This is a genomic window from Hydrotalea sp. GW822-HT8A01, assembly GCF_058798575.1.
Window position 1 is genome coordinate 1,379,311 of the sequence record NZ_CM179506.1, and the last position, 14,130, is coordinate 1,393,440.

At 37.4% G+C, this 14,130-nt stretch carries 13 protein-coding genes; 7 read left to right on the top strand and 6 right to left on the bottom strand.

Going from position 1 to position 14,130, the window contains the following annotated elements:
- The 5 genes from sufD to AC3QLY_RS06095 all read left to right on the top strand — a co-directional run bounded on the left by sufD (window position 1) and on the right by AC3QLY_RS06095 (window position 3,910).
- Window positions 1-1,320, top strand: coding sequence for a Fe-S cluster assembly protein SufD (sufD, locus tag AC3QLY_RS06075; protein ID WP_492990953.1), 1,320 nt, complete (start codon window positions 1-3; stop codon window positions 1,318-1,320).
- 7 nt (window positions 1,321-1,327) lie between these two features.
- Entirely contained in the window at window positions 1,328-2,572 is a 1,245-nt protein-coding gene (locus tag AC3QLY_RS06080; protein WP_492990955.1) for an aminotransferase class V-fold PLP-dependent enzyme, read from the top strand.
- 1 nt (window position 2,573) lies between these two features.
- Entirely contained in the window at window positions 2,574-3,008 is a 435-nt protein-coding gene (locus AC3QLY_RS06085; RefSeq protein ID WP_068242339.1) for a SufE family protein, read from the top strand.
- A 12-nt stretch (window positions 3,009-3,020) separates the two neighbouring features.
- Window positions 3,021-3,332 carry an iron-sulfur cluster assembly protein gene (locus AC3QLY_RS06090; protein WP_492990957.1) on the top strand — a complete coding sequence of 104 codons (312 nt, stop codon included), beginning with the start codon at window positions 3,021-3,023 and terminating at the stop codon, window positions 3,330-3,332.
- Window positions 3,333-3,415: 83 nt separating this feature from the next.
- Window positions 3,416-3,910 carry an RrF2 family transcriptional regulator gene (locus AC3QLY_RS06095; RefSeq protein ID WP_074417819.1) on the top strand — a complete coding sequence of 165 codons (495 nt, stop codon included), beginning with the start codon at window positions 3,416-3,418 and terminating at the stop codon, window positions 3,908-3,910.
- A gap of 187 nt (window positions 3,911-4,097) precedes the next feature.
- Here AC3QLY_RS06095 and AC3QLY_RS06100 read toward each other — a convergent pair whose 3' ends face one another.
- From AC3QLY_RS06100 to AC3QLY_RS06115, 4 genes are all read right to left on the bottom strand, one after another.
- The gene (locus AC3QLY_RS06100; RefSeq protein ID WP_218330945.1) at window positions 4,098-5,468 is read right to left on the bottom strand and encodes a peptidylprolyl isomerase; all 1,371 of its coding nucleotides are present in this window, start codon (window positions 5,466-5,468) and stop codon (window positions 4,098-4,100) included.
- Between the two features lie 212 nt (window positions 5,469-5,680).
- A complete protein-coding gene (gene infB / locus AC3QLY_RS06105; RefSeq protein WP_074420745.1) occupies window positions 5,681-8,755 on the bottom strand; it encodes a translation initiation factor IF-2 in 3,075 nt (1,024 codons plus the stop codon).
- Between the two features lie 143 nt (window positions 8,756-8,898).
- On the bottom strand, window positions 8,899-10,152 hold the full coding sequence (gene nusA / locus AC3QLY_RS06110) for a transcription termination factor NusA (protein ID WP_218330944.1): 1,254 nt from the start codon (window positions 10,150-10,152) through the stop codon (window positions 8,899-8,901).
- A 57-nt stretch (window positions 10,153-10,209) separates the two neighbouring features.
- Window positions 10,210-10,680 (bottom strand): LSm family protein, encoded by a 471-nt coding sequence (locus tag AC3QLY_RS06115; RefSeq protein ID WP_218330943.1) that lies wholly within the window; start codon window positions 10,678-10,680, stop codon window positions 10,210-10,212.
- Between the two features lie 170 nt (window positions 10,681-10,850).
- Between AC3QLY_RS06115 and AC3QLY_RS06120 the strand changes: the two genes are divergently transcribed.
- Both AC3QLY_RS06120 and AC3QLY_RS06125 read left to right on the top strand, forming a co-directional pair.
- Window positions 10,851-11,087: a hypothetical protein gene (locus AC3QLY_RS06120; RefSeq protein ID WP_068242352.1), complete on the top strand. Its 237-nt coding sequence runs from the start codon at window positions 10,851-10,853 to the stop codon at window positions 11,085-11,087.
- Between the two features lie 82 nt (window positions 11,088-11,169).
- Window positions 11,170-12,912: a glycoside hydrolase family 13 protein gene (locus tag AC3QLY_RS06125; protein WP_492990961.1), complete on the top strand. Its 1,743-nt coding sequence runs from the start codon at window positions 11,170-11,172 to the stop codon at window positions 12,910-12,912.
- Between the two features lie 5 nt (window positions 12,913-12,917).
- Here the strand turns inward: AC3QLY_RS06125 and AC3QLY_RS06130 are convergent, their stop codons facing one another.
- Window positions 12,918-13,532, bottom strand: coding sequence for an HAD family hydrolase (locus AC3QLY_RS06130; protein WP_218332056.1), 615 nt, complete (start codon window positions 13,530-13,532; stop codon window positions 12,918-12,920).
- 74 nt (window positions 13,533-13,606) lie between these two features.
- Window positions 13,607-14,083 (bottom strand): PAS domain-containing protein, encoded by a 477-nt coding sequence (locus AC3QLY_RS06135; protein ID WP_218332054.1) that lies wholly within the window; start codon window positions 14,081-14,083, stop codon window positions 13,607-13,609.
- Window positions 14,084-14,130 lie beyond the last annotated feature (47 nt).

Below are 14,130 nucleotides of genomic sequence, written 5' to 3' on the forward strand. Positions count from 1 at the left end.
ATGGCAATTTTACAAACGGCGTATATAAATGAAAAGTTTGGCACATTGCAATCATCGCATCCAAATGTGTTGTTGAATGAGGTTAGACAAAAAGGTTTTCAAACCTATCAAAATGTAGGTATACCATCATATAAAAATGAAGAGTGGCGGTATACTCCGGTCAGTCATTTATTTAAACAGTCATACATTTTTTCAGAAAAAATTTCAACTATTAATCAGGCGTCTGTTAATACATTTCGCTTGCCTGATAGTGCAACAGCCAACGAATTGGTATTTGTAAATGGTTTGTACAATCCGTTGCTTTCTAATATTCGTTCTGCAGCCAATGAACTGGTTATTTTATCAATGGAAGAAGCAGCCAATGATATACGTTTTTCTGATATTTTGAAAGAGCACTTGGGTAAAAGCAGTTTGTATTTGCAGGATGGTATTCATGCACTAAATACCTCTTTCATTAACGGTGGTGTATTTGTGTATGTTCCCAAAAAAGTACAGGTAGCACTGCCATTGTATATTTATCATATTGCCGATACTGTTCAAAATCCGGTTCTGGCTCAGCCCCGCAGTTTGATATACCTGGCAGAATCAGCTGAATTGAAGTTGGTTGAAACATATAAAACTGCAGGTAGTTCAGATAGTTTTACAAATGAAGTAATGGAAGTGGTGGTTGCAGGCAATGCGGTGTTTGAATATTATAAACTACAAAATGATATTGCAGTAGCCAATCAGGTAAACACAACCCATATTCGCCAAATTGGCAAAAGCTATGTGCATACCGTAGTGGTTACTTTAGATGGTGGCATAGTTCGTAACAACACCAATATTATTATGGAAACACCAGGTAATGAGGCACATATGTATGGCTTGTATTTGTTGAAAGGGAATACACATACTGATAATCATACATTGGTTGATAACAGAGAACCCCATTGCTTTAGTAATGAGTTGTATAAAGGTGTAATGGATGAAGCAACAACAGGCGTTTTTAGCGGGAAAATTTATGTGCGGCCACAGGCTCAAAAAATCAATGCATACCAGAGTAATAAAAATATTTTGTTGAGTGCAAGGGCCAGTGTAAATACCAAACCTCAGTTAGAAATTTTTGCTGACGATGTTAAATGTTCTCATGGATGTACTATAGGAAGGTTAGATGAGGAAGCTTTGTTTTATCTGCGTTCCCGTGGTATTGATGCTGCACAGGCTAAAGCTATGTTGTTGCAGGCATTTGCAAACGATGTTATTGAAAAAATTAAAATTGAATCATTACGCGAACACATTGAAGCACTTATTGTAAACAGGCTCTCCGTTCAAATCAGCTGATATCATTATGGAAACATCAACCCTTATATTGAATAGATTGCAGGTGGAAGATATTCGGAAACAATTCCCAATATTGAACCGCACTATTCATAACAAGCCTATCGTATATCTCGATAATGCTGCAACTACACAAAAGCCAATGGTTGTTATTGATGCATTGAGCCGTTATTATATGCACTCAAATGCCAATATTCACAGAGGTATTCATACACTTGCAGAAGAAGCAACGGCTGCTTATGAAGCAACACGCACAGCAGTACAGGTTTTTATCAATGCATCTTGTAGCGAAGAAATAATTTTTACACGAGGTACCACTGAGTCAATCAATCTGGTTGCTAATACATGGGGAAGAAAAAATATTCAGGAGGGTGATGAAATCATCATTTCTGAAATGGAACATCACTCCAATATTGTGCCTTGGCAAATACTTTGTGAAGAAAAAAAAGCAGTATTAAAGGTTATTCCCATTAGCGATGAAGGTGAGTTGTTGTTAGATGTATACCGGCAACTACTAACGTCTAAAACGAAATTGGTTGCCATTACTTATGTATCGAATAGTTTAGGCACCATTAATCCGATATCTGAAATCATACAAATGGCACACAAGGCTGGTGCGCTTGTGTTAGTGGATGGCGCTCAGGCTACTGTTCATTTAGATATTGATGTACAAAAAATGGATTGTGACTTTTATGTTTTTTCAGGACATAAAATTTATGCTCCAACAGGCGTTGGTGTTTTGTATGGTAAAATGGCTTTGTTAGAAGCAATGCCCGTATTTATGGGAGGCGGCGAAATGATAAAAGAAGTAAGTTTTGCCAAAACTATTTATGCTGAATTGCCGTACAAATACGAAGCAGGCACCCCAAACATTGCTGATACCATTGCATTAAAGGCAGCGATTGATTTTATGCGTGAAACCGATATTGCAATGATACACCAACATGAAAAAGAATTATTGGAATATGCTACAAATCAAATGCTCCAAATTCCAAATTTGCGCATTTATGGAACGGCTGAAAATAAAACCGGAGTTATTTCTTTTCTGGTAAACAATATTCATCCGCAAGATATGGGTGTTTTATTAGATAATCAGGGCATTGCAGTTAGAACCGGGCATCATTGTACACAACCCTTAATGCACCGTTTGGGTATTCCCGGAACGGTTCGTGCTTCTTTTGCCGCATATAATACAATGGAAGAAGTAGACCGGCTAATTAACGGCATTCAAAAATCAATTAAAATGCTTTTATAATATGGGTGAATCAAGCACTATTGCAGCAAGAGAGGCAGAAATAATTGAAGCATTTGCTTTATTGGATAGCTGGGAAGAAAAATATGAATACATCATTGAACTGGGTAAAAAACTTCCACCGCTGGATGAGCGATATAAGTTAGCAGAAAATATCATTAAAGGCTGCCAGTCAACTGTTTGGTTAGTAGCCAATTATTCAGATGGGAAAGTATTTTTTAAAGCAGATAGTGATGCGGTAATTGTAAAAGGATTGGTGAGTTTGCTGATTAAAGTTTTATCCGGTGTTACACCTCAGGAAATTTTACAAGCACAATTAGATTTTTTGCAAGAAATAGGCATGATGACACATTTGGCACAAACTCGTTCCAATGGTTTGCGTGCCATGATTCAGCAAATGAAACATTATGCATTGGCGTTTCAATCTATTAACTCCTGAAAAAGGAAAACTATGGAACCAGAAGTATTAAAAGAAAAAGTGATTGAAGTTTTACATGAAATATACGATCCGGAAATTCCGGTAGATATTTTCGAGCTGGGTCTGATTTATGAAGTTGAAATTCTGCCTATTAACAATGTGCAGATTGTAATGACTTTAACTGCACCCAGCTGTCCGGCTGCTCAGGAATTACCAATTGAAGTTGACCAAAAAGTGCGTGCTATTGAAGGGGTAAATGATGTGCATGTTTCAGTAGTTTGGGATCCGCCATGGGATAGAAGCATGATGAGTGAGGCTGCTCAACTTACTTTAGGATTTATGTAACGCCAGCATTCAAATTTAATACTGAAAATAAATTATTTTTTAATATATTTTAAATCTGTACGCTTACCTTAAAAAATTGCAACATGAAAATAACTTCACAGGAAGAATATGGTTTTCGTATTTTACTCCGCATTGCAAGGTGTAAGGATAGTGAAAGCATGAGCATACAAGCACTGAGTGTTGCCGAGGGTTTAACAATGGCTTATGTGGCTAAATTAACCCGATTGTTGCGGAAGGCAGGATATATTAATAGTACACCCGGTAATGTGGGCGGCTATGTTTTGGCCCGACCTGCATCTGAAATTAATGTAAATAAGGTATTAAAATCATTGGGTGGGGCATTGTTTTCAAAAGAGTTTTGCGGTACGTATTCTGGCTCTATGCGTTTTTGCAATAATTCGGTAGATTGTTCTGTTCGTTCATTGTGGCAAATGGTACAGTTCTCCATTGATCAATTATTAGATAAAGTGAGTTTACAGGATTTGATTGGTACTGAAAAAAAATCTGAAAATTTGTTGAGCAATTTGTTTCAGGCGCATCTGCAATTGTTGAAAGAGGCCGAAGTTGCTACCGTATAAATTTTGAATTTACTTTAAAATAACGGTGTACAGTTGGTGTAATGATACAAAGTGGGCTGTAATTCTGCAATTTTTTTATTGCAGCTAGATTGCCCTCTTTTAAAAAATAAAAAACCATTTCTACTGTTGGTAAAATGGTTTTGAATATGTTTGAAGAAAGTGGATTGAACTAGATATGCTACAACTTTTAATTTCTGGCAGCATATTTCCACCACTCATCCAACGATTTGCAACCTTTAAATTCTTTATCGATAGTAATGTAGAAATTAGGTAAATGATCGTTAAACCATTGTTCTAATTTCGATTGTTTTTTATCTTCCAGCGCCTGCTGGGCAATTTTGTTATAATCTTCTTTCAGGTTTTCGCGATGTGGCTCTGTTCTGGTTTTCAGATAAACCAATCGTACCATTTTTCTGCCCCGGTCGTCGGTATAAACTTGTGGTTGCGATATTTGTCCGGGCTTCAGTGTTTTTAATAATGGAATTAAGTCTTTATCGGGTAACTGATCAATGGTAATGTATGAACTGCCATCCCTTCCCTGAATTTGACCGCCGGTAAATTTGCTGTTATCATCGTCGCTAAAGCGGTTAACAGCTTCACCGAAAGTCATTTGTTTGGTTTCAATTAAATTACGAACCGAGTCTAATTTTTGAACGGATAAATCAATTTCTGTTTGTGTTACCGGTGGAATTTTAAGAATGTGGCGTACTACAGCATCATCGCCGGAACGGCTTACTAATTGAATGATGTGTAAACCAAATTTTGATTTAATAACCGGAGAAATTTGACCTTCCTTCAATTTAAATACAGTGGCCAAAAATGTAGGATCCCAGAATTTATCGTTTCTGTTCAGGTGTAATAAACCACCTTGTTTTTCTGTTTCCACATCATCAGAATATAGCTTTGCTAACTGATCAAATCTTTTCTGGCCCGATTCAACTTGTTTTTTATAGCTGTATAAATCTTTTGATACATAATCTTCTACTTCTTTATTCGCTTTTGGCTGTGCCAAAATTTGGCTCACTTCAATTTCGCTTTCAAAAAATGGGAGACTGTCTTTTGGAATTTTATCGAAATATGCTTTTACTTCATTGGGAGTAACTTTTACGTTCTCCAGAATTTTATTGCGCATCTGGTCGGCTAATTTTCTGTCTCTGAATGCCGGCCTGAAATCTTCTTTAATTTGATAAATGGTTTTACCTGCAATTTCCTCCAGTACTTCTTTCGAACCATATTCTCTGATAAAACCTCTGATTTGATTGTCTAAAGCTGCATCCAAATCTTCATCAGAAACAACGAGTGAATCTTTTTCAGCTTGTAAAACCAATGCTTTTTGAATGAGTTGTGCTTCTAAAAAGGCACATTCAGGATGTGGAGGTAATGATGCTTCCTGACCCTGACGTTTGGCATCTGAAATAGCATTCATTACATCTGATCGTAAAATAATTTTATCGCCAACCTGGGCAACAATTTTATCGGCTACTACTTTTTGTACCTGCGCTTTTATAGTGGCAGATACGGAAAAGAAAAGAATGCTTACTAATAAAAACTGCTTCATAATTTTTTACTATGTATCACCTGCAAGGCTATTTCATTTATTTAAAAATGTTTATTCCTGCATGCTATTCAGGATAAAATATTTAGGTATTGTGTGTTTCAAAAGTACTTCTAAACTGTGTGAAACTGCTCACTGCTAAAGCTTTTAACAAAAAAATTTGCTTCAGGCAGGCTTACCCGCTACATCCTGAAGCAAATGATAGGAAAGTATGGTTATAATGTACGTTTTATTTCTACTTCTTCATAAGCTACAATGGTATCACCTACTGCTAAATCAGTATAATTTTTAATGGTTAAGCCGCACTCCATATTAGAGGGCACTTCTTTTACATCATCTTTATATCTTTTTAAACTGCCTAATTCAGCAAATGCACCTTCCTGACGTGGATAAATTAAGATGCCATCTCTAAACAATCTGATTTTTGCATCTCTTTTTATACGGCCTTCTAAAACAAAGCAACCTGCAACGGTAGCTTTATCAAATTTATATACTTCGCGTACTTCAACGGTGGCCACTTCTTTTTCCTGAATTTTGGGTTCCAACATACCCTCCATGGCGCTCTTCACTTCTTCAATAGCATTGTAAATAATGGAGTACATTTTAATTTCTACGCCCTCATTTTGTGCCAGACGGGCAGCTTGTGCCGATGGGCGAACATTGAAGCCAATTAAAATGGCATCAGAAGCGGTAGCCAGCAATACATCACTTTCTGAAATCTGACCCACTGCTTTGTGTACAACATTCACTGCAATTTCAGCGGTAGAAAGTTTTTGTAAAGAATCGCTCAATGCTTCTATTGAACCATCCACATCACCTTTGATGATAATATTTAATTCTTTAAAGTTACCCAAAGCTAATCTACGTCCAATTTCATCTAGGGTAATATGTTTACGTGCTCTAAGTCCCTGTTCACGCATTAATTGTGCCCGTTTATTGGCAGATTCTTTGGCTTCAGATTCACCTTTATATACTTTAAATTTTTCACCGGCCTGTGGTGCACCATTTAAGCCTAAAATAACTGCGGGTGTTGATGGAGGTGCTTCTGTAATTTTTTGATTCCGTTCGTTAAACATGGCTTTAACACGGCCATAATATTGTGCACTTACAATAATATCACCTTGTTTAAGGGTGCCATTTTGAACCAGAATAGTAGCTACATAGCCGCGACCTTTATCTAAAGTGGCTTCTATAATAGAGCCGGATGCTTCTTTATTGGGGTTGGCTTTCAGATCTAACAATTCTGCTTCCAGCAATATTTTTTCTAAAAGTAAATCAACATTTAAACCTTGTTTGGCACTCAGTTCTTGACTTTGGTATTTTCCACCCCACTCTTCCACCAAAATATTCATATTGGAAAGTTGTTCATATATTTTTTGTGGATTGGCGCCTTCTTTATCAATTTTATTGATGGCAAAAATCATGGGTACATTGGCAGCTTGTGCGTGGCTAATGGCCTCTTTGGTTTGTGGCATTACGGCATCATCTGCTGCAATAACAATAACTGCAATGTCTGTAACTTTTGCACCTCTAGCACGCATAGCGGTAAAGGCTTCGTGTCCGGGTGTATCTAAAAATGTAATGTGTTTGCCACTTTCGGGTAAGGTAACTTCATACGCACCAATGTGCTGGGTAATACCGCCTGCTTCACCTGCAACTACATTGGCATTTCTAATATAATCGAGTAATGAGGTTTTACCATGGTCAACGTGGCCCATAATGGTTACTATTGGTGGGCGGCTTACTAAGTTTTGGGTATCTTCCTCTTCTTCTTCCTCATTTAATTCATCCACGTCATCCACGCCAATAAATTCTACTTCATAGCCAAATTCACTAGCCACTAATTCAATTACTTCTGCATCAAGGCGTTGGTTAATAGACACCATAATGCCCAGGTTCATACATTTACCAATTACATCTGCAAAACTTACGTCCATTAAATTGGCCAGTTCGCTTACGCTGATAAATTCTGTTACCTGTAGTTTATTATCTTCCGATAATTCGCCCATTGATTCGGCAGCTTCATCTCGTTTGGCACGGCGATATTTTGCTTTTAGGCTTTTACCTCTGCCACCTGCACCGGCTAATTTAGCCTGCGTTTCTTTTATTTTTTCCTGAATATCTTTTGCGTCAATTTCTTTTTCTTCTTTTCTATGATCACGTCCGGCACCTCGTTGGTGTGGGGTATGTCGGTTATTGTTGTTCCGGTTGCCACCTGTTCCGCCACCACCTTGCGGCTGATTATTGCGGTTATTAGCGGGTTGTATGGGCCGGTTGGGTCCTGTAACCGGTGTACCGCCTGCATTAACAGTAGTACCTGCAGCTACATTACCCTGACGTGGGCCGCCACCTGCTTTGGGTTCGCGGTTAAATTGTCCTCCGGGTTGGTTACCACCTACTTTGTTTAGCGGAATGCGTTTGCGTTGCTTACGGCTTTCTTCACGTGAAGAAGGTTTGGGCCGGGTGTCACTGTCAATTGGCAATTGTATTTTCCCTAATATTTTGGGGCCGGTTAATTTTTCCACTTCAATATTTTCAATAACCGGTGCACCATCCTGGTGTGGAATGTTGGATTCTATATTGGTTACAGGTGTTGCTGTGGGTTGTTCTTCTTTAGCAACAACCGTAATTTCTTCGGGTTGAACACGTGGAGTAACCGGGGTAGTACTTTCAACTATCGGTTCCTTTTTATCGGATGTATCTTCTTTCTTTCTGGAAGATTTTTTAGGTCTGGTAGAAGTATCTATTGCATCTAAATCAATCTTTGCAATAATTTTAGGCCCTTCTATTTCGGGAACCTCTAACTTAATAAAGTCATCTTCTGCAGATTTTTCGGGTACAATTACTTCCGGTTCGGGATGCTTTTCCTGGATGATGGGCGCTTCTGTAAGAATAGGTTCAGATGGTAATTCAACGGTAGGAACTTCGGCTGGTGTAGTTTTTTTCTGAACAGATTCCGATTCTGTTTCTTTCAATGTTTCCTTAAGTTCTTCTTTGGGGAGTGATTTTTTTTCCTCTTTTTTAAAACTTACTTCTTCTTCTTCCTTTCTTTTTCTTGGTTCTGCCGGAGCAATTTTAGGTATTTCTACCTGATCAGCTTTATTCTTAGCTTGTTTATCACTTTGGAATTCGGCCTGAAGGGCAAGATACATTTCTACCGAAAGTTTGGCTGTTGGTTTCAGCTCCTCTTTGTTAAAACCTCTCTTCCCCAAAAATTCAATAATGGTATCCTGACCAACATTAAACTCTTTGGCTGCTGCTAATAATCGTGGTAATTTCAGTTCTGACATTCCGTTTTATTTAATCCATCCGCGCCTTTTTGTTAAAGGCAACGTTCAAATGTATATATAAGACCGTTTATGGCCTAATATGTTGCTTTAAAATACTCAAGTTTTTGCATAAACTTTTTTTATGGTATTAAAAAAGAAAGGTTTTATGCTTCATCGTTATCAAATTCGGCCTGTAAAATTCTTCTTACTTCGGCAATGGTTTCTTTTTCCAGATCGGTTCTTCTTTCCAGTTCATCTTCATTTAAATTTAAAACACTGCGGGCCGTATCGCATCCTACTTTTTTGAATGCTTCAATTACCCAGGGTTCAATTTCATCGCTAAATTCTTCCAGGTCAATGTCAAATTCATCTGTTTTTTCTTCATCTTCCCTAAACACATCTAAAGTATATCCGGTTAGTTCAGAAGCTAATTTAATATTTACGCCTCTTCGGCCAATGGCAAGCGATACCTGATCAGCTTTCAAATAAACATCAGCCTGCTTCTTCTCTGTATCAATATTCATGAAGCTGATTTTAGCAGGTGTTAAAGAGCGTTGAATGAGTAGCTGGATATTATTGGTGTAATTAATAACATCAATATTTTCGTTTTTCAATTCACGTACAATTCCATGAATACGACTTCCTTTCATGCCTACACAGGCACCAACGGGGTCAATTCTGTCGTCATAAGATTCTACTGCTACTTTTGCTCTTTCACCCGGCTCACGAACAATTTTCTTGATTGATATTAGTCCGTCAAAAATTTCCGGTACTTCTATTTCTAAAAGTTTGGCTAAGAATAAAGGGCTGGTTCGTGAAAGTATGATGACAGGGGAATTGTTTTTTAAATCAACTCTTGCAACAACTGCACGTATGGTTTCGCCTTTGCGGAAAAAGTCTTGTGGTATTTGTTCAGATTTTGGCAAAATTAATTCATTCTCTTCTTCATCCATTAATAAAACTTCTTTTTTCCAAACCTGATGCACATCGGCAGAAATGATTTCACCAATGCGATCGCTGTATTTTTTTACCAGTACATTCTTTTTTAAATCGTTGATACGGCTGGCCAAAGTTTGTTTGGCAGCTAAAATAGCACGGCGGCCAAAGTCGAGCATATCAACTTCTTCATACAATTCTTCGCCTACTTCAAAATCGGGCTCTATTTTAACGGCTTCTGAATAGCTGATTTCGGCAAGTGGGTCATGCACTTCTCCATCTTCTACAATCATCCGGCGGCGGATGATTTCCAAATCGCCTTTTTCGGCATTTACAATTACGTCAAAATTTTCGTCGCTACCATATTTTTTGCGTAATAAGGTTTTAAAAACATCTTCTACTACTTTCATCAAAGTAGGTCTGTCCAGATTTTCGGTGTCTTTAAATTCCTGAAATGCGTCAATAAGATTAATACTTGCCATAATTCAATTTTTTAGCGGTAGTTCAGGCTTTGTTGATACAAACGGGCCTGATGAATATTAAAATTTAATTTGAACGGTTGTTGTTTTTATAGTAGTAAATGGTATTAAAATTTGTTGTGTGATAGCTTTTTTGCCTTTTCCTGTTGTATGTTCCAATAAAATATCCTGTTCTGCCACGGCCAGCAAAACACCTTGTTTAATGGTGTCGTCGGTAAATACTACTTCAACATTTCTGCCAATATTTTTAACATATTGCCTGTGTAGTTTTAGCGGCTCACCAACGCCGGGTGAAGAAACTTCCAAACTAAATTCGCCCTCCGGAAAAATACCCGCTTCTGTGATTAATTGATACAGTTTTCTATTAAAGTACACGCATTTTTCAATGGGCAATCCTTCATCGCCATCTAAAAACACCTTTATATTTTGTGTGGGTTTTACTTTAACCGCTACGCAAAAAAATGAAGGCTCGGTTTCCAGCATGCTATTTACAATGCCGGTAATTTGTTCTATGTGTGTTTGTGTTGACATACCTATAAAGCAGAAGGGAACGCTTCCGTTCCCTTCTATCGTTCTTTTTTCCGTTGCAAATGTAATGGATAAAATGATTACGCTCCAAATTAGAAATAGGAACTTATTATAAATGGTTAAAAAATGGCCGGAGGGTTGTAATTAAACCCTGTTATTGTATTTTTGCCACTATGTTAAAAATTATTATTTGGAGTTGTGTATTGTATCTGATTTACAAGTTTGTATTTGATTTGGTGGTGCCAATTGGCAAAGCTACTTCTGAAATGAAACAGAAGATTAATGCCATGCAACAAGCGCAACAGCAGGCTGCTGAATCGCAAAATAATTTTAATGCCACATCTAAAGCTGCATCTTCTAAAACAAAACCGGCAGATGAAGAGTATATTGATTTTGAAGAAATGAAATAAAGCCGGATATATTAAAGGAATGCGCTTCTGCTTTCTGATACATTGTGTTATTTAAATACTTCATCCTTTCATCAAACTATTTATGAAACAAAATATACTTGCCATTTTTTTATTATGTCTCACTGTTTGTGCTGAAAATAGTAATGCACAATCTGAACTACCAAAAGCAGATGCCAATCAAAAATGGTGGAAAGAAGCCATTGTGTATCAAATTTATCCCAGAAGTTTTAAAGATAGCAACGGCGATGGCGTAGGCGATTTAAAAGGCATTATCTCTGAATTAGATTATATTAAAAGTTTAGGTGTTGATGTGGTTTGGTTAAACCCCATTTACCAATCGCCCAATTTTGATAATGGCTATGATGTAAGCGATTACCGCAAAATTTTGCCTGAATTTGGGACGATGGCCGATTTTGATTCTTTGTTAAATGGAATGCACCGCAGAGGTATTAAATTGGTAATGGATTTGGTGGTGAACCACAGTAGCAACGAACACGAATGGTTTCAGAAAAGCCGGAGTTCAAGAAATAACCCCTATCGCAACTATTATCATTGGTGGAATGCTGAAAATGGGAAACCACCTTATCGTTATAGTTTGTTCGATATTAATCATGATGCCTGGAAGTATGATACACTCACCAATGCCTATTACCTGCATTATTTTTCAGATAAACAACCCGATTTAAATTGGGAAAATCCTAAAGTTAGAAATGAAGTGTACAATATTATGCGCTTTTGGGCTGATAAAGGCATTGACGGATTTAGGTTAGATGCTTTTCAATTTGTGGCAAAAGATACCACCTTCCCCATGTTCCCGAAAGGGTTTGAAAAAGATTTTACACGTTATTATGCCATGCAGGGTAATATACACAGCTATTTACAACAAATGAACCAGCAAATTTTTAGTAAATACGATGTAATGAGTGTAGCAGAAGGTGCCGGTAATACGTTTGAAGATGCACATAATTTGGTAGATAGTAACCGGCATGAACTGAATATTGCTTATGCTTTTAATGGGGTAGACCTTGCGAAGCCTAACGGATACAGCTTGTTGCAATTTAAATCGATTTTTTCGCAATGGGATAGTGCTTTTGAACACAGTGGGTGGCTGGCTGTTTTTTTGGCCAATCATGATCAGGCCAGAATGGTGAGCAGATTTGGAAATGATCTACCACAGTTTAGAACCCATTCCTCACAAATGCTCTCTACTTTTTTACTTACCATGCGGGGCACTCCTTTTTATTATAATGGGGATGAATTGGGCATGACCAATCCCAAATTTTCATCCATTCATGATTATCGGGATCAGGTAATATTAGATGAATACAAGCATACACAAATGACGGGCGGCAATGTGCAAGCACTGCTGAAAAATCTTTCTTTTGGAGCAAGGGATAATGGCAGAACCCCCTTTCAATGGGATAGTTCCAGAAATGCAGGTTTTACAACCGGAATGTCCTGGATTGGCATCAATGCGAATTATAAAACAGTGAACGTTGCTGTTGAAGAAAATGACCCGAATAGTTGTCTGCATTATTTTAGAAAATTAGTACAACTGCGTAAAAACAACCCAACCCTGGTTTATGGCAAATACACATTGCTGGATAAAGCCAATCCACAGGTATATGCATACCTTAGAGAAGATGCTGCCGGTAAATTTTTGATACTATTGAATTTTTCTGCTAAAGATGCGGTATTTAGTAGTCCTACATTATCTGCTAAAGCAAAAGTGGTATTGGCCAATTATGTAAAAACACCTATAACTATCACATTAAAAAATAAAATGCCCTTACGCCCTTATGAAGCCATGGTGATTCGATTATAGAACAGTTATAACGGTATATCTAACACCGTTAGTGGTGCTTTCAGGTGTATGGTTTGTAATCCTAACGAATGGGCTGTTTGTATGTTAGGTAACGTATCATCAATAAATAAAGTTTCTTCCGGGGCTAAATTTTGTTCCTGTAAAATAAGTTGAAATCCATCTGCATCCGGCTTGCGCATTTTTATTTTGTGAGAATAATAGGCTTTTTTGAAATAGCGGTTAAAATTGTCTTTGCCGGTATCACGTTTAAACATTTCCATGAAACAATCGTAATGAATTTGATTGGTGTTGGAATACAGAAAAACATCGTATTTATTTTGTATCAAATTGAGCCATTCAATTCTTTCGGGTGGAAAGTTAATTAACATAGCATTCCAGGCATGGGCAATGGCTTTGTTTGTTGCCAGGATACCTGTTTGTTTTCTGAAAGCATCATAAAAATCATGTGTTGCAATGGTGCCGGTTTCTAAAGCTGCAAAAAGGCTATTGGAGTGGGTTTGTGAAAAGAAACTGTAGAATTGTGTGGCACCTAGTTGTTGAAATGCCTCATTTGTTTTTTGAAAATCGAGGTTTATGAAAACACCACCTAAATCGAAAATAATATTTTTAACTAACTTCATACTACAATATTAAATCAAATTATGTTGATACAATACAGTAGTCAATAGCTGAAGTAATGGTTTAAAAATATTGATTAAGCTGCTTTTTCAATAGCCATAAAATTTACCAACCTGCCTGATTGGTTGAATATGGGGAAGCCTTCAATATGGCAGGTATATATACTGCCGTTTTTACGATAATTTACTAATGAGGTTTGGAAAGGTTGCAAGGCATCAATAGCCATTTTAATGGCTTTACGTGTATCAAGAGAAGTGGCCGGCCCCTGAAATAGCGTTGGGCGTTGGCCTATTACTTCATGGGGCCAATAACCATTCATGGTATGTAAGTTTTCAGTGGCGTGAATGATGTTTAATTGGGTATCGGTAACTATAATGGTTTTATCTTCCCAAATTAAGGCTTCCTGAAAAGCAGCACGCACTTCTTTCCATTCGTTCCGGTACATAATATTTTGTAGTGCTTCCAAATCTTTTTTTAATTGCTTGCGCCGTTCTATTCCTTCTAATACAATATCCCAGCAAAGCAAAGGATGTGGCGTTGGGTTGTTCTCCATGAATTTATTTTTCTGATGTTTAGTAAAATTCATTGTTATTCTTCGCC